General features: G+C 71.4%; 18 protein-coding genes. 10 read left to right on the forward strand and 8 right to left on the reverse strand.

Annotated elements, in window-relative coordinates:
• Window positions 1-84: 84 nt before the first annotated feature.
• The gene (locus GWK61_RS08800; RefSeq protein WP_228561991.1) at window positions 85-2,394 is read right to left on the reverse strand and encodes an ABC transporter permease; all 2,310 of its coding nucleotides are present in this window, start codon (window positions 2,392-2,394) and stop codon (window positions 85-87) included.
• Window positions 2,395-2,399: 5 nt separating this feature from the next.
• Window positions 2,400-3,155 carry an ABC transporter ATP-binding protein gene (locus GWK61_RS08805; RefSeq protein ID WP_228561985.1) on the reverse strand — a complete coding sequence of 252 codons (756 nt, stop codon included), beginning with the start codon at window positions 3,153-3,155 and terminating at the stop codon, window positions 2,400-2,402.
• 84 nt (window positions 3,156-3,239) lie between these two features.
• Here GWK61_RS08805 and GWK61_RS08810 point away from each other — a divergent pair, with 84 nt between their 5' ends.
• Both GWK61_RS08810 and GWK61_RS08815 read left to right on the forward strand, forming a co-directional pair.
• A complete protein-coding gene (locus GWK61_RS08810) occupies window positions 3,240-4,142 on the forward strand; it encodes a sensor histidine kinase (RefSeq protein WP_194906911.1) in 903 nt (300 codons plus the stop codon).
• Window positions 4,139-4,822, forward strand: coding sequence for a response regulator (locus GWK61_RS08815; RefSeq protein WP_194906914.1), 684 nt, complete (start codon window positions 4,139-4,141; stop codon window positions 4,820-4,822). The genes GWK61_RS08810 and GWK61_RS08815 overlap by 4 nt, the downstream gene beginning before the upstream one ends.
• A gap of 93 nt (window positions 4,823-4,915) precedes the next feature.
• Here the strand turns inward: GWK61_RS08815 and GWK61_RS08820 are convergent, their stop codons facing one another.
• Window positions 4,916-5,293, reverse strand: a complete 378-nt coding sequence (locus GWK61_RS08820) for an MGMT family protein (protein WP_194906915.1) — start codon at window positions 5,291-5,293, stop codon at window positions 4,916-4,918.
• Window positions 5,294-5,444: 151 nt separating this feature from the next.
• Here GWK61_RS08820 and GWK61_RS59390 point away from each other — a divergent pair, with 151 nt between their 5' ends.
• Window positions 5,445-8,009, forward strand: coding sequence for a lysylphosphatidylglycerol synthase domain-containing protein (locus GWK61_RS59390; protein ID WP_194906924.1), 2,565 nt, complete (start codon window positions 5,445-5,447; stop codon window positions 8,007-8,009).
• A gap of 145 nt (window positions 8,010-8,154) precedes the next feature.
• Here the strand turns inward: GWK61_RS59390 and GWK61_RS08830 are convergent, their stop codons facing one another.
• Both GWK61_RS08830 and moeZ read right to left on the reverse strand, forming a co-directional pair.
• Window positions 8,155-8,796 carry a hypothetical protein gene (locus tag GWK61_RS08830; RefSeq protein WP_194906926.1) on the reverse strand — a complete coding sequence of 214 codons (642 nt, stop codon included), beginning with the start codon at window positions 8,794-8,796 and terminating at the stop codon, window positions 8,155-8,157.
• 31 nt (window positions 8,797-8,827) lie between these two features.
• Window positions 8,828-10,009 carry an adenylyltransferase/sulfurtransferase MoeZ gene (gene moeZ / locus GWK61_RS08835; RefSeq protein WP_194906929.1) on the reverse strand — a complete coding sequence of 394 codons (1,182 nt, stop codon included), beginning with the start codon at window positions 10,007-10,009 and terminating at the stop codon, window positions 8,828-8,830.
• Between the two features lie 260 nt (window positions 10,010-10,269).
• On the opposite strand from moeZ, the gene GWK61_RS08840 reads away from it, so the two are divergent.
• The 3 genes from GWK61_RS08840 to GWK61_RS08850 all read left to right on the forward strand — a co-directional run bounded on the left by GWK61_RS08840 (window position 10,270) and on the right by GWK61_RS08850 (window position 11,534).
• Window positions 10,270-10,920, forward strand: a complete 651-nt coding sequence (locus tag GWK61_RS08840) for a TetR/AcrR family transcriptional regulator (protein WP_194906930.1) — start codon at window positions 10,270-10,272, stop codon at window positions 10,918-10,920.
• Between the two features lie 85 nt (window positions 10,921-11,005).
• Window positions 11,006-11,230: a DUF3107 domain-containing protein gene (locus GWK61_RS08845; RefSeq protein WP_194906932.1), complete on the forward strand. Its 225-nt coding sequence runs from the start codon at window positions 11,006-11,008 to the stop codon at window positions 11,228-11,230.
• Window positions 11,231-11,267: 37 nt separating this feature from the next.
• Window positions 11,268-11,534 carry a hypothetical protein gene (locus GWK61_RS08850; protein WP_194906934.1) on the forward strand — a complete coding sequence of 89 codons (267 nt, stop codon included), beginning with the start codon at window positions 11,268-11,270 and terminating at the stop codon, window positions 11,532-11,534.
• Window positions 11,535-11,664: 130 nt separating this feature from the next.
• On the opposite strand, the gene GWK61_RS08855 is transcribed toward GWK61_RS08850, so the two are convergent.
• Window positions 11,665-12,354, reverse strand: coding sequence for a ferritin-like fold-containing protein (locus GWK61_RS08855; protein WP_228561986.1), 690 nt, complete (start codon window positions 12,352-12,354; stop codon window positions 11,665-11,667).
• A 392-nt stretch (window positions 12,355-12,746) separates the two neighbouring features.
• Between GWK61_RS08855 and GWK61_RS59395 the strand changes: the two genes are divergently transcribed.
• Together GWK61_RS59395 and GWK61_RS08865 are read left to right on the forward strand one after the other, a co-directional pair.
• Window positions 12,747-14,984 carry a DEAD/DEAH box helicase gene (locus GWK61_RS59395; RefSeq protein WP_194906935.1) on the forward strand — a complete coding sequence of 746 codons (2,238 nt, stop codon included), beginning with the start codon at window positions 12,747-12,749 and terminating at the stop codon, window positions 14,982-14,984.
• A gap of 154 nt (window positions 14,985-15,138) precedes the next feature.
• A complete protein-coding gene (locus GWK61_RS08865; RefSeq protein ID WP_194906937.1) occupies window positions 15,139-16,047 on the forward strand; it encodes an alpha/beta fold hydrolase in 909 nt (302 codons plus the stop codon).
• 81 nt (window positions 16,048-16,128) lie between these two features.
• Here the strand turns inward: GWK61_RS08865 and GWK61_RS08870 are convergent, their stop codons facing one another.
• The gene (locus GWK61_RS08870; protein WP_194906939.1) at window positions 16,129-16,998 is read right to left on the reverse strand and encodes a PHP domain-containing protein; all 870 of its coding nucleotides are present in this window, start codon (window positions 16,996-16,998) and stop codon (window positions 16,129-16,131) included.
• A 71-nt stretch (window positions 16,999-17,069) separates the two neighbouring features.
• Entirely contained in the window at window positions 17,070-17,834 is a 765-nt protein-coding gene (locus tag GWK61_RS08875; protein ID WP_194906941.1) for an SDR family oxidoreductase, read from the reverse strand.
• A gap of 63 nt (window positions 17,835-17,897) precedes the next feature.
• Here GWK61_RS08875 and sigJ point away from each other — a divergent pair, with 63 nt between their 5' ends.
• The gene (sigJ, locus tag GWK61_RS08880) at window positions 17,898-18,848 is read left to right on the forward strand and encodes an RNA polymerase sigma factor SigJ (protein WP_194906943.1); all 951 of its coding nucleotides are present in this window, start codon (window positions 17,898-17,900) and stop codon (window positions 18,846-18,848) included.
• A 120-nt stretch (window positions 18,849-18,968) separates the two neighbouring features.
• Window positions 18,969-19,895: an NAD-dependent epimerase/dehydratase family protein gene (locus GWK61_RS08885; RefSeq protein WP_194906945.1), complete on the forward strand. Its 927-nt coding sequence runs from the start codon at window positions 18,969-18,971 to the stop codon at window positions 19,893-19,895.
• Window positions 19,896-19,900 lie beyond the last annotated feature (5 nt).

The following is a 19,900-nucleotide window of genomic DNA, read 5'->3' on the forward strand; positions in this document are numbered from 1 at the left end:
ATCGGCGAACGCGAAGGACCCGCGGGTTCGGCCGCGGGTCCTTCCCTTTCTTGAGCACACTCCCCTATCCGGGCCTGTCTGGGCCTACTCGCTGCGCAGCACCTCAGAGATCGACGACCGCGCCGCGGACCGGGCCGGGACCAGCGCGCCGAGGACCGCGATCCCCACGCCGGCCAGGAACATCCAGGCCAGCAGCGGCACCGAGTAGACGTGGACCATGCTCGGCGCGAGGTCCAGGCCCTGGGCGCGTTCGATCATCGAGACGATCAGCGCGTGCAGGCCGTAGCCCAGCGGCAGCCCGACGATCCCGCCGAGCAGTCCGAGCAGCCCCATCGAGGTCACGATCATCCCCACCACCTGGCGCGGGGTCATGCCCACCGACTTCAGCATCCCGATGTCGCGGCGGCGCTCGCGGGTGTTCAGCAGCACGGTGTTGAACACCCCGAGCGCGGCGACCAGGCTGAGCACGACGGTGATGACGGCCGCGAAGACCTCCAGCTCGGCGTTCGGATTTCCGTAGTCGCGGACGGTGACGTCCCAGGTCGGGTCCAGCGCCTTCAGCTTCGCCGCCAGCGCCTGCCGGTCCGCGCCAGCCGCGGCGTGCACCTCGAAGCTGTCGGCCTGACGGCCCGGGGACAGCTGCTGCAGGGTGCTCCAGTCCGCTTGGAACATGCTGTCCCCGCCCGTGATCCCCTCGCCGACGATGACGTCCTTCGCGGTGCGGCCGTTCGACTCGATGGTCAGGGTCTGGCCGACGGCCAGGTGGTGCCGGTTCAGGAACCGCGCCGGGGCCACGATCTGGTTCGGGCCGTCCAGCCAGTGCCCCTTGACCATCGTCCAGCCCATCTTCGCCGAGTCGCCGCCGTAGTAGTGCACGTTGACCTCGCTGGTCATCCCGGCGATCCCGACCATGTCGCCGGTCTGCGACGCCACTCCGTCCACGCCGGGGACGGCGCGCATCGCCTGCTCCATCGCGGCCGGGCCCACGGTCACCGAGGTGGCCGGGTCGTGCCCGACGTCGACGGCCACCGCGCCGATCCGGTCCGAGGCCGCGCTGGTGTCGGTCATGGTGCGGGCCAGGCCGTTGGCGAAGACCACGGTGGTCACCCCGAGCAGCACCGCCGCGAAGGTCAGGGCACTGCGGGCGGGCCGGGCGAACGGCAGCCCCAGCCCCATGCTCACCGAGCGCGGCAGCCGGGAGCCGGCGAGCTTGCGCTGCACCTTCAGGCCGCGGCCGCGCTTGGGCGCCGAGCCGGCCGAGATCGCGGCGATCGCCGACATCCCCGCCGCGCGCCGGGCCGGGAGGTAGGCGGCCAGCGCCACCAGCAGCGGCACCCCGAGCAGGCACGCCACGTCCACCAGCGGACTGATCTGCTGCTGTCCGCCGAGCCCGTTGAAGGCCTTGTTCAGCAGCGGCGACCCGACCACCAGCCCGATCGGCAGCCCGACCACGGTCCCGACGACCGCCGGCACCGCCATGGTCGCCACGTAGACCCGGACCACCTGGCGCGGGGTGAAGCCGATGGTCTTGTAGATCCCGATGTCCCGGTATCCGGAGACCACGGCCCCGCTGACCACGTTCAGCACGATCAGCACCGCGACCGACACCGCCAGCACGCCGAACGCGATCAGCATCGGCAGCAGGCTCTGCAGCTTGGCCAGCATCTCGGCGCGGGTGGTGTGCCAGGACTGGAAGCCGGTGAGGGTGCCGGCCGGCAGGTTCCCGGTCGCGGCGGTCACGTCCGCCTTGACCTGGGCGTCGCTGCCGGCGTGCGCGAACCGGTAGAGCATCTCCAGGTGGTCCGGGTGCAGGGCCGCCATCTGGGAAGGTACGACCCACGCGTCAGCGGTCTGCGAAACGGAGTACGCGTAGCCGACGATGGTGAAGGTGGGCAGGCCCGGGCCGGTGATGGTCGAGGCGTCCTGCCCCGGCGGCGCCGGAAGGGTCTGGCCGACCGGCTGATCCAGCACGATCTCCCCCGGCGCGCTGGGCCAGCGGCCCTGCCACAGCCGGACGCGGTCCACGTCTCCGGGTCCGGGCTGCGACCGGCCGACCACGGTCATCTGCAGGGGACCGCCCATGTGCGGCATCTGCATGCTGACCTGCGCCGCCTCGAAGGGCCCGGCCGAGCCGGTGACCCCGGCGGCGTGCGCGGTGGCGGCGAGCTGCTGGTCGGTGGCCTTGGCGCCGTCGAAGGCGACGACGGCGTGCGCGCCGTTCTGCTGCCCGAAGGCCTGCTCGAACGGCCCGGTCGAAGCCTCCAGCAGCCCGAGCCCCAGCACCGCGCTCATCGCGGACAGGGTGACGACGAGCCCGATGACGAAGGTCTGGACCTTGCGACGCTTCACGGCCGCGCGCGAGGCGCGCCAGACCGGTCCTTTGGCAAGTCTCATGGCGCTCACGCGGTCCTCTCCACGGCGCGCTCGGCCACGATCCGGCCGTCGGCGACCTCGACCAGGCGGCTGGCGCAGCGGGCGGCCAGGCGCGGGTCGTGGGTCACCATCAGCAGGGTCTGCCCGAGCTGGTTCAGGTCGATCAGCAGGTCCATGACCTGCTCGCCGGAGCGGCTGTCCAGCGCGCCGGTCGGTTCGTCGGCCAGCAGCAGGGCCGGCCGGTTCATCAGGGCCCGGGCCACCGCGACGCGCTGGCGCTCGCCGCCGGACAGCTGCTGCGGGTAGGTGTTCTTGCGGTCGGCGATGCCCAGCTCACCGAGCAGTTCCAGCGCGCGGCGCCGGGCCTGGCCGGCCGGGACGCCGGACAGCTGTGCGGCCAGCGCGACGTTGTCCAGCGCCGGCAGGTCGTCGATCAGGTTGAAGAACTGGAAGATCATCCCGATCCGGCGGCGGCGGAACAGCGCCAGGCCGGTCTCGTTCAGCGCGCCGAGGTCTTCGCCGTGCACGACGACCTGCCCGGAGCTGGGCCGGTCCAGGCCGGCGACCAGGTTCAGCAGCGTGGACTTGCCGCAGCCGGAGGGGCCCATGACCGCGACGGCCTCGCCCTGGCGGATGTGCAGGGTGACGCGGTCGAGGGCGGTGGTGTCCCCGAACTCCTTGCGGACGTTGTCGAGGCGGACGATGGGTCCGGTGGACTCTGCGGACTCTGGGGACTCGGCGGTCCCTGCGGACTCGGCGGACTCGGCGGCGGTAGCGGTCATGTGATCAACGTATGGTGGGGGCGCACCGCGGCGGATCGGTCCGTGGTGGTAATCGTCCGGGCCTCTCATCCTGGGGATGTAGACATGCTGTGGGTGCTGGTGGGGGCGCTGCTCATGGCGTCTGCGGCGGCGGGGTGGTTCGCGCTTCTGCTGCGCCGGGAACGCGGGCGCTACGCCCGGGCCATCGAGGAGCGCGGGTGGCTGCTGGAGAAGGAGCGGGAGAGCGCCGCGCAGCAGGCCGTGGACGGTGAGCGGGCGCGGATCGCGCGGGAGCTGCACGACATCGTCAGCCACAACGTGAGCATGATGCTGATTCAGGCGGGCGCGGCGCGGCAGGTGCTGGCGGCTTCCCCTCTCCTGACCGAAGCCACCGGGGAGCCGGCCGCGTCGGACGTGGCCGAGGACGCGTTGCTCGCAGTCGAGAGCGCGGGCCGCGAGACCATGACCGAGCTGCGGCATCTGCTCGGCGTCCTGGCGCCGGCGCAGGACGGCCGCGACGACGACGGGCCCGGCCTCGCGCCACAGCCGACGCTGGCCCGGCTGTCAGCGCTCGTGGACAAGATCGCTTTCGCCGGGCTCCCCGTGGACGTGCGGATCTCCGGCGAGCCGCGCGCGCTGCCCGGCGGCATCGATTCGACGGCGTACCGGGTCGTGCAGGAGGCGTTGACCAACGCGCTCAAGCACGGCGGGTCGAGCGCTGAACTCACTGTCCGCTATGACGACCGCTATCTGCGGATCGAGGTTCTGACCACCGGCAGCGGCTCGCTGACCGAGCTCGGCGGTACCGTCTCCAGCGAGTCTCTGGGCACCGGCCGCGGCCTGATGGGCCTGAAAGAGCGCGTCGCGGTTTATGGCGGAGATCTGGATGCCCGCCGTCGCCTCGGCGGCGGCTTCCGAGTCCGCGCGAAGATACCTTTGGACACGCCCACCCGTCTCCCACCACCGCCCGTTATGGAGACGCTACGCGCCACTATGGACAAAAAATGAATCCCCGCGTCCTGATAGCCGACGACCAAGCCCTGGTCCGCACCGGTTTCCGCATGATCCTGACCGCCAACGGCATCGACGTCCTCGGCGAGGTCTCCGACGGCCTGGAGGCGGTCGAGGCCGCCGCCAGGCTCAAGCCCGACGTGGTGCTGATGGACATCCGCATGCCGAACCTCGACGGCCTGGAGGCCGCGCGCCGGATCCTGGCCGCCGACCCCCGGATCCGGATCCTGATGCTCACCACCTTCGACCTCGACGAGTACGTCTACGAGGCGCTGGCCGCCGGCGCGTCCGGCTTCCTGCTGAAGGACGTGACGCCCGAGCACCTGGTGGCCAGCGTGCGGCTGGTGGACACCGGCGACGCACTGCTGGCCCCGTCGATCACCCGGCGCCTGGTGGAGAAGTTCGCGGCCCCGGGCGGCGACCCGGCAAGCGCCCCGACGAGGACCCCCGCCATCCACCGCGACCTGGCCGCGCTGACCCCGCGCGAGCGCGAGATCCTGGCCCTGATGGGCCGCGGGCTGTCCAACACCGAGCTGGCCGCACGGCTGGTGCTGTCCGAGGCGACGGTGAAGACGCACGTCGCGCACATCTTCACAAAACTCTCGCTCCGCGACCGGGCGCAGGCGGTGGTGGTCGCCTACGAGACCGGGCTGGTCGCGCCCGGCGACGAGGACTGAGGTCGGCGGCGGGGCCGCAACCACCCTGCACCCGCCGGCCCCGCCGGATCTCCACCAATCCGTCATGCGCCCCGAAACCGGCGCCCGCTTGCTCTACTCCCCCGCGAAGTCCTTCGGCACCTCGTCCATCGCCCCGCGGCCCGGCGTCCCGTCCTCGCCCGGCGACCAGCGGGCCCGGACCATGTCGATCCGGCCGCCGTCCGGCTTCAGCGGCGTGCCCTCCTCGCGGTAGTTGGCCAGCGCCTCGCGCTCGTGCCCGGGCAGGAGGCCGCCGTCGCTGCGCACCACGCGCCACCAGGGGGAACCGCCGCCGTACTTGGCCATCGCGGTGCCGACCTGGCGCGGGCCGCCCTCGCCGAGCCAGTCCGCGACGTCGCCGTAGGCCATCACCCGGCCCGGCGGGATCCGGTCCACCAGGTCGAACACCCGGTCCACGTACGGAGGCAGTTCGGGTGGTTTGCTCACTTCCATCACTCCTGTCGAGGTAATCCGCCGCGCCCCGGGGAACCCCCTCGTGGGACGATCAACCACAGTCGCCGCCTTCGCGGGGCGCCAGGGACTATCGTCCTTGTGTCCGACGCGGCGCACCACGACGACAACAAGAGCAGAAAACAGGTGGACAGTGGCAGGGGAGCCCGGCACCACCTCACCGACCCGACCGGGTCCGGTCGAGGCCGCCACGCCTGCCGTCAGCCTGCCCGCCGCGGGGTCGGGAGGTCCGGGTACGCCCCGGAAGCCCGGATCCGACGACAGCTCCGCCGCGCGCCGCGCCCGGCCGCCGACACCCGGCCGGCCGAACTCCGCGCCGGTCATCGACGAGCCGCCGGAGCCGCGCCGCATACGCCGCCCGGCCGATCTGCTCCGATCGGCGGCCAGCTTCGTCTTCATGCTCCTGTTCCTGGGCATCGGGATGGTCGCCGGCGGCACCACCCGAGGCGCGGAGTCGGACATCTCCAAGCTGTCCGCCGACCAGAAGCTCCCGCTGGGCCTCGTACTAGCAGTGACGTCGATGCTCCTCGCGGTGGTTCCCATCGTGCTGGCGATCGACCGCCTGTACCGGCGCGACTCGCGGCGCGTGGTGGACTCGGTGCTGGCCGCCGCGATGGCCTACCTGGGCGCGGTCGGACTGAACGCGCTGGTCGCCTCGCCGCACATGCCGAAGACCATCCGGGACGCGCTGACGCTGCCGACCAACGCCGCCGGGGACACCGCGGCGTTCCACATCTACCTGACGACCGTCGTGGCGTATCTGACGATCATCGGGTTCTCCAACCGGCACAACTTCCAGACCGCGACCTGGATCGCGCTGATCGCCTACGGCGTGGTCACCCTGATCCAGGGCGACGCGACGATCATCAGCCTGGCCGAGACCGTCCTGCTGGGCCGGCTGGTGGCCTTCGGCTGGCGCTGGGTCCGCGGGGTGATCAACGACCGGCCGACCGGCGAGGCGGTGCATCAGGCGCTGTCCGCGGCCGGGCTGGGCCCGCTGTCGTGCCGCCGCGTCCCGGACACCGAGGACGTGCGGCGGTACGTCGTGGCCACCGAGGACCGCGGCGACGTCGACGCCATCGTCCTGGACCGCGACCAGCAGGCCGCCGGCCTGGTGTACCGGCTCTACCGCCGGGCCCGGCTGCGCGGCCCTGCGCAGCGCCGCAACCTGCTGAGCCTGCGCCGGATGCTGGAGCAGGAGGCGCTGATGTCGTACGCGGTCACCGCCGCCGACGTCCGCACCCCGCGCCTGATGGCCGTGCGCGACCTCGGACCGGACACCGGCATGCTCGCCTACCAGCTGGTCCCGGGGCGCACGCTGGAGCAACTCACCGCCGACGAACTCACCGACGACCTGCTCAGCCAGCTCTGGAGCATGCTCGCCGAGCTGCACGAGCACCAGCTGGCGCACCGGCGGCTGTCGGCGCACGCGTTCCTGATCGACGAGGACGGCCGGCCCTGGCTGGCCGACCTGCGGCTGGGCGAGGTCGCGGCCGGCACGCTGTCGCGCCGCCTGGACACCGCCGAGATGCTGACCGTGACCAGCCTGTACTTCGGCTACGAGCGCAGCGTCGCGGCCGGCGTGACCAGGCTCGGCGAGGACGACATCGCCGCGGCGCTGCCGATGCTCCAGCCGGTGATCCTGACCCGCAACACCCGCGCCGCGCTGAAGAAGTCGAAGGGCCTGCTGAGCAACATCCAGGAGGCGGTCCAGGCCCTGCACCCCTCGGTGGAGCCGGAGCCGGTGAAGCTGGAGCGCTTCGGGCCCCGCACCCTGTTCTCGGTGGTGGGCCTGGCCTTCGCGGCGTACCTGCTGCTGGCCTCGAACTACTCGTGGTCCAGCCTCAGCGCGGTGAACTGGTGGTGGACCGGCGCGGTGGCGCTGGCCTCGGCGGGGACGTACCTCGCGGCGGCGATGGCCCTGGACGGCTTCGTCCCCGAGAACCTGCGCTGGCACCGCACGGTGCTGTCACAGGTGGCGGCCTCCTTCGTGACCCTGGTGGCCCCCGCGGCGGTCGGCGGCGTAGCGGTGAACACCCGCTACCTGCAACGCACCGGCATCCCGACCCGCGCGGCGGTCACAGCCGTCGGCGCCCAGCAGATCATGGGCCTGGTCCAGCACCTCCTGCTGATCCTGATCTTCGGCGTCATCGCCGGCAGCTCCGGCGACAACAGCGGCGGCGGCTCCCACGCCTCCAGCGCGACCCTGATCGCCATCATCCTGGCCCTGGCCCTCCTGGTCCTCCTGATCGCGACGATCCCCCAACTCCGCCGCTTCGCGGTGAACCGCCTCCGCCCCCTGGTGGCCGGCATCATCCCGCGCATGATGGACGTGGCGCAGAACCCGATCAAACTCGCCACCGGCCTCGGCGGCACGGTCCTGCTGTCCCTGCTCTACATCTTCGCCCTCTGGGCCTCCATCCAGGCCTCGGCAACAGACGACCGGGCAGCAAAGATCAACTTCGCAGTCGTAGCGGTGGTCTTCCTCACCGCACAGGCCGCAGGCTCCATCGTCCCCACCCCCGGCGGCGTCGGCGGCGTCGAAGGCGCGCTGATCGGCGCCCTGACGACCTTCGGCCGCCTGGACACAGGCCTGGCGACGACGGCGGTGCTGCTCTTCCGGCTGATGACGTTCTGGCTGCCAGTGCTGCCGGGATGGATCGCCTACAACTACATGACACGGCGCGGGGAGTTGTAGCGGTCACCCGATCGTGGGATTCGGGTTGAGGGATTCAGGCGAATCCGGGCATACTTTGTCGTGTTGAACCAGCCGCGCCCACGAAGGGCCGGAAGTGAAGCCGGGTGTGACCAGACGGAGGTCGGTGCCCCGGCTTCGCGCATGTTCAGGGCTCGTGGACCTCGACGACCCGGCACTTGCCGGCAAGCGCCACCCAGTGGTCGCAGGTCCCGCCCAGCCACCACATGAACGCGCCCGCGATGATGTCGGCGAGCCACAGACAAGGCTCCGCGACCGCAGGCAGGAAATCCACCCGCACCATCGCCTCGGGACGCTTCGCCCGCCGCCATGCTGCGATCACCTGCATGTCCTTGCGGTCCTCCGCCTGCCGCGACTCGAACACAACCCGCCCCGCCTCAAGACTGTGAAGCTCCCGAAGAAGCTGCGACAGGCAGTAACGGCGAGCGCGTTCACTCTCGACCCGGGCGTCGTGCATCATCACCGTGGCGACGGCGCAAATCGGCAGCGACCCCACCGCCGCAGCGATGGCCGGGAGCCGCTCCGGCCGTTCGCGGCGCCAATGGAGGGTCTTGTCCTTTCCGCTCCGCAACCCGCGCAACTCGCTGCGGATGCCGTCCAGATCGGCATCCGCCACCACCACACCGACCAGCGTGTACACGCACACTGACTCGCCCCGCCGTCGACGGTAGCTCTCATCCACATAAGCCGTCAGCACCACGCCGATCAGCGTATTGACCCACAAACACGTCGACCGCCGCCCCAAGCGTGAGGCGACGGTCAACTCCACTCAAACGAGCGAAAAATCAGTGCGAAGCCAATCAGTACGAAGGCTTCTCCGGCTCGATCTGGTTCACCCAGGCCAGGACGCCGCCGCCGACGTGCACCGCGTCCTTGTAGCCCGCCGCGTGCACCACGGCCAGCGCCTCGGCCGACCGGACGCCGCTCTTGCAGTGCAGGACGATGCGCTTCGTCGGGTCCAGCTTCTCCAGCGCGCCGCCCATCAGGAACTCGCCCTTGGGGATCAGGGTGGCGCCGGGGATGTTGACGATCTCGTACTCGTTCGGCTCGCGGACGTCGATGAGCTGGATCTTCTCGTCGGTGTCCAGCCACTCCTTCAGCTGCTTGACGGTGATGGTCGAGTCCTTCGCCGCGTCGGCCGCCTCTTCGGAGATGGCGCCGCAGAAGGCCTCGTAGTCGATCAGCTCGGTGACGGTCGGGTGCTCGCCGCAGATTGCGCAGTCCGGGTCCTTGCGGACCTTCACCTGGCGGTAGGTCATCTCCAGGGCGTCGTAGATCATCAGGCGGCCGACCAGCGGTTCGCCGATGCCGGTGAGGAGCTTGATGGCCTCGGTGACCTGGATGGAGCCGATCGAGGCGCACAGCACGCCCAGGACGCCGCCCTCGGCGCAGCTGGGGACCATGCCCGGCGGCGGGGGCTCGGGGTACAGGCAGCGGTAGCAGGGCCCGTACTCGGACCAGAAGACCGAGGCCTGGCCGTCGAAGCGGTAGATCGAGCCCCAGACGTAGGGCTTGTTCAGCAGCACGCAGGCGTCGTTGACCAGGTAGCGGGTCGCGAAGTTGTCCGTGCCGTCGACGATCAGGTCGTACTGCGCGAACAGCTCCATCACGTTCGTCGAGTCCAGGCGCTCCTCGTGCAGGTTGACCTGCACCAGAGGGTTGATCTCCTTGATCGAGTCGCGCGCGGACTCGGCCTTGGAGCGGCCGATGTCGCTCTGGCCGTGGATGACCTGGCGCTGCAGGTTGGACTCGTCGACGACGTCGAACTCGACGATGCCCAGCGTGCCCACGCCGGCCGCGGCCAGGTACAGCAGCGTCGGGGAGCCCAGGCCCCCGGCGCCGACGCACAGCACCTTGGCGTTCTTCAACCGCTTCTGGCCCGCCATGCCCACGTCGGGGATGATCAGGTGGCGCGAGTAGCGGCGCACCTCTTCAACGCTCAGGTCCGCGGCCGGCTCGACCAGCGGGGGTAGGTTGCTCACAACATCTCCCAGAGAAGTCTTCGAAGCGCCTGGGGGTAATCCGCGGCATTCAACGACAACCGTCGCATGCCCCGCTCGATTCCCGGGCCCGCCGTCCACTTCGCGAGACCGCCGGGCGGCGGTCTCCGGCGGCGCTTACCTGCGATCAACGTGCCTGGCCACGGCTTGGTGGACCAGCACCGCACCGGCGGCAGTCCACCGGTCGACCATCCCTGGACCGACCGGGTGGAAACAACCTACTCGCGCGTAGACTGCTGACCATGACCACTACCGACGCCGCCTACGCGGACACCGGCACGTCCCGGCAACGGTCCGCCAGGCTGCCTCGGAGCGCCCGCCGCAACCAGCTCCTGGGCGCGGCCGAAGAGGTGTTCGTCGCGCAGGGCTACCACGCCGCCGCGATGGACGACATCGCCGAGCGCGCCGGCGTCAGCAAGCCGGTGCTCTACCAGCACTTCCCGGGCAAGCTCGAGCTCTACCTGGCACTGCTGGACAAGCACTGCGACGCCCTGGTCGCGCAGGTCCGCAGCGCTCTGGCCTCCACCAGCGACAACAAGCTGCGGGTGGCCGCCACCATCGGCGCCTACTTCGACTACGTCGAGCACGAGAGCGGCGCCTTCCGCCTGGTCTTCGAGTCCGACCTGAACAACGAGGCGGCGGTCCGCGAGCGCACCCACCGCGTCACCCAGGAGTGCGCCGAGGCGATCCGCGACGTCATCGCCACCGACACCGGCCTGTCCGACGAGGAGTCGATGCTGCTGGCCGTCGGCCTGACCGGGATCGCGCACGTCACCGCCCGGTACTGGCTGTCCACCGAGGGCGGCCAGATCCCCCGCGACGCCGCGGCACGGATCGTGTCGCAGCTGGCGTGGCGCGGCATCGGGAACTTCCCGCGCAAGGATTCTGTCTAGATAGCTGGCACGCTAGGACCGTCGGCGACGATGTCGCAGTCGCCGGCGTGCCGCTACGAGCACTCGAGCACTTAAGGAAGCCTTCGTGGAAATCAAGATCGGCATCCAGAACACAGCCCGTGAGCTGAACCTGGAGTCCAACCAGTCGTCCGAAGAGGTGGAGGCCGCCGTGGCCGCCGCGCTCAAGGACGGTGGCGTGCTGACCCTGACCGACGACAAGGACCGCAAGGTCCTGGTCCCCGGGGACAAGATCGCCTACGTCGAGCTCGGCGAGCCCACCGGCCGCCGCGTCGGCTTCGGGGCGATCTGACCCGATTCGGGAGTTTTCGGTGGGGTAGAAGAGGCGCATGTCCTTTTTCGCTCTACTGTGGCTGGCGGCCCTGGGGCTCGGTATCGGTGCCCTGGGCCGCGCCGTCGTCAAGCACGGCACCCCGATGGCGACGTGGATGACCGCCGTGGTCGGGGTGGTCGGGGCCGTCGGCGGCGGCTCGATCATCCACGCGATCCTCGGCGACGGGCACACCTTCGTCGCCACCATGCTCGGCGCCGCTTTGGCCGCGCTGCTGGTGATGGCGATCACGAGCTGGCAGCGGACCCGCGGCGAGGGTTCCTGACCCAGCCGGCGGCGACGAAGGCCCGCAGTCCGTCCGCTGGCGACGAGCGGCAAGCAGCGAGCAGCGACGGTTCCCGATCCGCCCGCCGCCAGGTGTTCCGGTTAGGTGTTAACCCCCCGTACAGCACCGCTCACGCACTGAGCCCGAGCGTCGCCATCCGCGCGCCGTGCGCCTCGGTGAGCCGGGTCAACATCCTCCCCACCTCGGCCAGGTCGACCGTGGTGGCACAGTCCGGCGCGGCCAGCACCCCGGCCAGCAGGGCCGCCAGCGCCGCCCGGCGGGCCGCGATGTGCTGCGCCTGGGTCAGCGCCTCCCCCATGATCCGGCGGCCCCACAGCGCCAGCCGTCCGGAGATCTTCGGGTCCTCCTCGATGGCCGCGCGCACGTGTTCCACCACGAACGCGCTGTGCCCCAGATCCTCCAGCACGCCCTCGACCACGGCCCGCGACTCGGGGTCCAGGTAGCGCGCCGCCTCGCGGTAGAAGTCCGCCGTGAGCGTGTCGCCGATGTAGGCCTTGACCAGCGACTCCAGCCATCCCGAGGGCTTGGTGTGCTCGTGGAAGGCGTCCACCGGGGCGGCGAACGGTTCCATCGCCGCGGTCGGGTCCGCTCCGAGCTCGGTCAGCCGGTCCCGGACTCGCCGGAAATGGTCGAATTCGGCCGCCGCCATGCCCGCGACCTGCGCCTTGCCGTCGAGCGTGGGGGCCAGCCCGGAGTCGGCGGCCAGGCGCTCGAACGCCGTCAGCTCCCCGTAGGCGACCAGCCCCAGAAAGTCAATGACAGCTGTCTCATAGGACATGGCGGTCGCCGGAGAAGTCATAGGGGCAGTTTATTCAGGTGTTTCCCGTCGGGTACACTGTGTGTGACTAGCAGGATGCCCGGTCGGTGGCCCGATCGGCTCCGACCCACTGCGGCAACCGGATCCACAGAGGATCCCTCCGAGCCGCGAGGCCGCTCGCTCCTCCAGATGTCTGATCGCCGGAGTCGACGCGAGCACGTACGCAAGCAGCACACATAGCACCGTGCTAGCCCCTCGCGCAGTGCCGCTCAACAGAAGAGGCATACATCATCAGCGCTGTCACGAACGACATCGAAGACACGAACGACATCGAAGACGGTTCCGGCGAGGCCGGGATCACCCCCGAGGCGCCCACCGCGCCCGAGGCTCCCGAAACCCCCGAGCCGATCGAGAAGACCTTCCGCGACCTGGGCGTGGACGAGCGGATCGCCGAGGCCCTGTCGGCCGGCGGCATCATCACGCCGTTCCCGATCCAGGCCGCGACCATCCCCGTCGCGCTCACCGGCGCCGACGTGATCGGCCAGGCGAAGACCGGCACCGGCAAGACGCTGGCGTTCGGCATCCCGGTCCTGCAGCGGATGGTGCGCGAGATCGCCGCCGCGGCCGCGGCCGCGGAGACCGCCGCCGCCGGGACCCTGGACGAGGGCGCCGCCGCGACGGCCGATGCCGCCAGCACCGACGCCGTCACCACCGACTCCATCACCACCGACGCCGCTGACGCCGCCACGGCCCCCGCCGCGACCGGCGCCGGCGCCAACGCCGCACGCGGCGGCCGCCGTCCGCGCGGCCGGGGCCGCAAGCCGGCCGGCGGCCCCGCCCCGACCGGCGTCCCGGGCCGTCCGCTCGGCCTGATCGTCGTGCCGACCCGCGAACTGGCCGTCCAGGTCACCGAAGACCTCGCGGCGGCCGGCAAGGTCATGGCCGCCCGCGTGCAGTCCGTCTACGGCGGACGCGCCTACGAGCCGCAGATCGCCGCGCTGTCGGCCGGCGTCGACGTGGTCGTCGGCACCCCCGGCCGGCTGCTCGACCTGGCCAAGCAGGGGCACCTGGACCTGTCCGGGGTGCGCATGCTGGTGCTGGACGAGGCCGACGAGATGCTGGACCTGGGCTTCCTGCCCGACGTCGAGCGGATCGTCACCCAGGTCCCGGACGACCGCCAGACCCTGCTGTTCTCCGCGACGATGCCCGGCCAGGTCATCGCGCTGGCCCGGCAGTACATGAGCCGCCCGACGCACATCCGCGCGGCCGACCCGCACGACACCGGCAGCACCGTCACCAACGTCACCCAGCGCGTCTACCGGGCCCACGCCCTGGACAAGACCGAGATGCTGGCCCGCATGCTGCAGGCCGAGGGCCGCGGTCTGACCATGGTGTTCTGCCGCACCAAGCGCACCGCCGCCAAGGTCGCCGAGGAGCTGGACGACCGCGGCTTCGCCGCCGCGGCGGTCCACGGCGACCTCGGCCAGGGCGCCCGCGAGCAGGCGCTGCGCGCCTTCCGCAACGGCAAGGTCGACGTCCTGGTGGCCACCGACGTGGCGGCCCGCGGCATCGACGTCGAAGGCGTCACCCACGTGGTGAACTTCCAGTGCCCCGAGGACGACAAGACCTACCTGCACCGCATCGGCCGCACCGCCCGCGCCGGCGCCTCCGGCACCGCGGTCACCTTCGTGGACTGGGACGAGGTCCCGCGCTGGAACCTCATCAACAAGACCCTCGGCCTGGACTTCCACGAGCCCCGCGAGACCTACTCCACCTCGGACTGGTTCTTCGAGGAGCTGAGCATCCCGGCCGACTCCAAGGGCCGGCTGCTCAAGTCCGAGCAGACCCGCGCCGGCCTGGCCGCCGAGGAGGTCGAGGACCTCGGCGAGACCGGCCGCGGCGCCGGCGTCCGGGCCCGCGGCGGCGCGACCCGTACCGAGCGCACGGAACGCACGGAACGCACGGAGCGCCCGAGCCGCGCGAAGCGGGAGCGGGTGCGCACCCGGGGCGGCCGTCGGTCCGCCGACGAGCTGAACGGCGCCGAGGAGGCCCTGGCCGGCTCGGACGCGGCATCGGACGTGCTGGACGACACCTCGGGCTCCGACAAGCCGAAGCGGAGCCGTACGCGGACCCGCAGCCGCAGCGGAGCGAGGTTCGAGACCGTAGCGGCCGAGACCGATGAGACCAACGTCCTCACCGACGCGGTCGTCACAGCGGCCGACTTCACCGGCGACGAGTCGGAGACGCCGAAGCGCACGCGGACGCGGAGCCGGTCGAAGGCCGCTGACACGGCCGGGCCGGACAGCATCGTCACCGAGGCCGCCGAGGCCGGCACCGACGAGGCCGAGAAGCCGAAGCGCACCCGGAGCCGGAAGCCGGAGACCGCCGAGGCGGCCACCGACACCGCCGAGCCGATCGCTGAGCCCATCGCCGAGGTCACCCTTCCGAAGCAGTCGAGCCGCGGCCGGTCGAAGACCGCCGAGCCGGCCGCCGAGGAGACCGCCGAGCCGAAGCGCACGCGCTCCCGCAGCCGGTCGACCGTCGTGGTCGCCGACGCCGCCGAGGCGGGCACGGGCAGCGCCGTCAAGCCGAAGCGCACCCGCCGCTCGCTCGCCGACGCCGAGGGCCTGACCGCCACCGGCGTCGCCGTGACCGGCAACTACAACTCGTAGTCGCGCCGGCCAGCCGCACCGGCCACTCGCGAAAGCCGACGGCCCGAGACCTCCCAGGAGGCTCGGGCCGTCGGCTTTTTCTCATCGGCTGTCGTGAAGCCCTGAAGCCGGGCCGTTCGGCGACGCTGTTGAGTGGTCAACTACGCTCATCCCCATGAGCACGCCGCCCTTCGTCGACCTGCCGCCCCACACCCTCGCGGTCCAGCTGCCGACCGCGGGCGGGCCGCTCGCCGCGCTCCGCGCCACCCCGCCCGCCGGGACGGCGCGGAACGGGATCGCGGTGCTGGTGCCCGGCTACACCGGGTCGAAGGAGGACTTCATCGCGGTCCTGGCGCCGTTGGCGGAGGCCGGGTACGAGGTCGTGGCGATCGACCAGCGCGGCCAGAACGAGTCGGCGGGCCCCGCGGATCCGGACGCTTACACGCTCGCGCGGCTCGCCGCCGACCTCGCCGACGTCGTCGACGGCCTCGGCGCCACGACCGATGACGGCAGCAGCGGCGACGGTACCACCGCCAGTCCCGCCCCGATCCACGTCATGGGCCACTCCTTCGGCGGCCTGGTGGCCCGCGAACTCGCCCTGGCCCACCCCGACCGCGTCCGCAGCCTCGCCCTCCTGGACTCCGGCCCCGCCGCGATCCCGGGCCGCTCCGCCGAGCAGGCGACGCTCCTGGCGGCCGCCGCCGGCTTCATGACCTCGGCCGAGATCTGGGCCGAGATGCAGAAGATCGCCGCCGCCGAGGGCGCCCCGCAGCACCCGGACCCGGACGTCCGCGCCTTCCTGCAGCGGCGCTTCGAGAACAACGACACCGGCATGCTCGCCGGCATGGGCACCTCGATCCTGACGGCCACCGACCGGACCGCCGAGCTCGCCGCCGCCGGGCTGCCCCTGCTCATGGCGGCCGGCGTCGGTGACGAGGCGTGGCCGGTCCAGCTCCAGAAGGAGACCGCCACGCGCCTGGGGACCGACCTCGTCCTGATCGAGGACGCCGCGCACTCCCCCGCCGCCGAGAACCCGGCGGCCACCGCGCGACTGCTCGCCGGCTTCTGGGCTCAGAACGACTGAGACCGAATCAGACCACGAAGCCGCGACCGCGACGTCAGAACGACCGAGGCCGAACCAGACCACGAAGCCGCAACCGCGGCATCAGAACGGCTTGGTCCCGCTCGACCGCGCCACCAGCTCCTCGTAGACGGCCGGATCCGTGGTCTCGTCGCCGAGCCGGATGTTCGGCTTGCGGCTTCCGTGCCAGTCCGAGGAGCCGGTGGTCAGCAGCCCCAGCTCCTTGGCCAGCGCACGCACCTGGTCGCGTTCCTTGGGCCCATGGTCCGGATGGTTCATCTCGATGCCGTCCATCCCGGCCTCGGCGAACGCCGCGATGTCCGCCTCGGACACCACCGGGCCGCGACGCCAGGCCATCGAGTGCGCCATCACCGTCACCCCGCCGGCCGCCTTGACCAGGCTGATCGCGCGGGCCGGGTCCATGTCCAGCTTCTCCACCCGCGCGCGGCCGCCCTCGCCGAGCCAGTCCGGCGTGAACGCCGCGTCGACCGAGGGCACCACGCCGGCCTCGACCAGCGCCGAGGCCACGTGCGGCCGGCCGACCACGCCGCCGTCGGCGATCTCCTGCACGCGCTCCCAGGTGATCGGCGCACCCAGCTCCCGCGCCTTCTCCACCATCGCCTCCGCGCGGTGCGTCCGGGACTCGCGGATCTCGGCGAGCGCCGCGGCCAGGTCCGGGTGCTCGGGGTCGAACATGTACCCGAGCATGTGCAGGCCGATCCCGTGGATCTTGCAGGAGATCTCGACGCCGGGCACCACGGTCTGGATGTGCGACCAGACCCCGGCCTCGACGCCGTAGCGCAGCGCCCGGCGCGCCTCGGACCAGCCCGCCGTCCCGTCGTGGTCGGTGATCGCGACGACGTTCAGTCCGGCCGCCTCGGCCATCGCGACCAGTTCGGCCGGTTCGTAGGTCCCGTCGGACGCGGTGGTGTGGGCATGGAGATCGATACGCATGCCCTCAAGGTATCTGGCTCTGCGACGCGCAGCGTCTCCTCAACGGGCGGTGGTGGGAGACGGGTGGGCACTCATCTTGTGATGGTGCCGCCGTCCACGACCATGGACTCCCCGTTGACGAACGACGCCTCGTCCGAACACAGCCACACCGCCGCCTCGGCGATCTGCTCCGGCTGCCCGACGAATCCCCCGGTGTTCTCCCGCGCCTGCATGTTCACCGCCGGCCGCTCTTCGGCCGACGTGCGGATCATCGGGGTGTCGACGACCCCGGGGCAGATCGCGTTGATCCGCAGCCCGGCGTTCCGGTACTCGCGCGCCGCGGTCTTCGTGAGCCCGAGCACCCCGTGCTTCGACGAGCAATACGGCGACAGGTACGGCACCGCCACCAGCCCCGCCGCCGAGGCGATGTTCACGATCGTCCCCGCCTTGTTCGGCAGCATCGCGCGGATCTCGTGCTTCAGCGAGACGAACACCCCGGTCAGGTTGACGCCCAGGACCCGGTTCCAGTCCTCCAGCGCGGTGTCCGCGATCTTCGCCCCGGTCCCGGCGACCCCGGCGCAGTTCACCGCCGCGTCCAGCCGTCCGTACTCGGCGAGCGCCGCGGCGACAGCTGCCTCGACCTCCGCCTCCACCACCACGTCCGCGCGCACGAACAACGCCGTGCCGCCGGCCTTGCGGATCAGCTCGACCGTCTCCGGCCCCGAATACTCCCCGGCGTCGGTCCGGTCCACCACCACGACCGCCGCCGCGCCCCGCGCCGCGAACATCTCCGCGGTCGCCCGGCCGATCCCGCTGGCGCCGCCGGTCACCATCACGATCTTTCCCTCTGAGGCCATGCGCGCAAGGTAGGTCAGAGGGCGCCAAGCGTCCATGCCCACACCGGTAATAGGCTGGCCGGCGTGGATCAGGACCTCCCCACCGGGGACGACACCAGGGCCGCGCACGTCTTCAACGACCATCGCAGACTGCTGACGTCGGTCGCCTACCGCGTCCTCGGCCGCTGGAGCGACGCCGAGGACGTAGTGCAGGACGCCTGGCTACGCTGGAGCGCCGCCGACTACGCCTCGGTCGAGGACCCGCGGGCCTTCCTGGTCACCGTCACCACCCGGCTGGCGATCGACCAGCTCCGCAAGGCCCAGACCCGCAAGGAGTCCTACGTCGGCCCCTGGCTCCCGGAGCCGGTCCTGACCCGGGACGGCGCCGACACCGCCCCGGACGCCGCCGACCGCGTGGTCCTGGACGACACCGTCTCGCTGGCCATGCTGCTGGTGATGGAGACGCTGTCGCCGCTGGAGCGCGCCGTCTTCGTGCTGCGCGAGGCCTTCGACTACAGCTTCGCCGAGATCGCGGCGATGCTGGACCGCACCGAGGCCGCGGTGCGCCAGCTGCTGGTCCGGGCCCGCAACCACGTGCACGACAAGCGCCCGCGCTACCCGCTGGACGACGTCAAGCGGCAGAGCATCGCCGAACGCTTTCTGGCTGCCTGTGTCGGCGGGGACGTCGCGCCGCTGCTGGAGCTGCTCTCGCCGGAGGTCACGGTCATCTCCGACGGCGGCGGCGTGGTCAACGCGGCGATGCGTCCCGTGGTCGGCCTGGACCACGTGGCCCGGTTCCTGCTGGGCATCACGCAGAAGTACGCGAAGTACATCGACGCCGGCATGGACATCCGGGTCGAGATCTCGCCGACCGGGATCAACGGCGGCCCGGCGCTCATCGCGTTCGCCGACGACAAGATCCTCTACGTCTACGCGCTGGACATGGACGAGGACGGCCGGATCCGCGCAGTCTTCGCCATGGCCAACCCGGACAAGCTCAGCGGGGTCCGGGCGCTGGAGGACAACGCGGGCTGAGCCCGCGGTACGCCCTGTGGCGCGGATCACGCCGACCCGTGTCACAGATCCGGGCCCGGGCCCGTCCTTGCGATCGAACACGGCGGAGAGAACCGCCGAGCCGATCCCAAGGAGCTCACGATGCGTATCCTGCTCGCCGGTGCCAGCGGTGTCTTCGGCCGCGTCCTCACCCCGGCCCTGATCGACGCCGGCCACGAGGTGGTCGGCATCACCCGCAGCCCCGACGGCGTCCGCGCGATCGAGGCCATGGGCGCCGGCGCGGTCGTCGCCGACGTCCTGGACCGCGAGCAGCTCCTCGCCGCGCTGGGCGGCCGGCACTTCGACGCGGTCATCAGCCAGCTGACCGCGCTGAAGAAGCCGCCGATGCGCAACAAGGACATGGACGTCACCAACGTCCTGCGGACCGTCGGCACCGAGAACCTGATGGCGGCGGCCAAGGCGACCGGCGCCAGGCGCTTCCTGACCCAGTCGATGATCTTCGGCTACGGCTACGGCGACCAGGGCGCGACGCCGCTGACCGAGGACGCGTTCTTCGGGCCCTCGCCGCGCAAGGCCTTCGCCCGGCACGGCGAGGCGATGCTGCGCAACGAGCAGATCGCCTTCTCCGAGCCCGGCATCGACGGCATCGCGCTGCGCTACGGCCTGTTCTACGGCGGCCCCGCGACGAGCGCCTACGTGGACTTCCTCAAGGCAGGCAAGCTGCCGCTGGTCAAGACGGGCACCAACGGCTTCATCCACCTCGCCGACGCGGCGGGCGCGACCGTGGCCGCGGTGGAACGCGGCAAGGGCGGCGAGGCCTACAACATCGTGGACGACGCCCCGGCGCCGTTCGCGGACGTGGCCATGGAGATCGCGAAGGACTTCAGGACGAAGACCCCGCGCGTCGTCCCGGCCTGGATGACCAAGCCGATGCCCTACCTGAACGCCTTCATCACCGGCCGCTGGATCGTCAGCAACGCCAAGGCCAAGGACCAGTTGGGCTGGCAGCCGCAGTACCCGTCCTTCCGCGAGGGCGTCGCAGCGGACGCCGAAGCCGCCGGGATCTGAAACGG

The sequence above is a fragment of the Catenulispora rubra genome (assembly GCF_015356825.1).
Taxonomy (GTDB): domain Bacteria; phylum Actinomycetota; class Actinomycetes; order Streptomycetales; family Catenulisporaceae; genus Catenulispora; species Catenulispora rubra.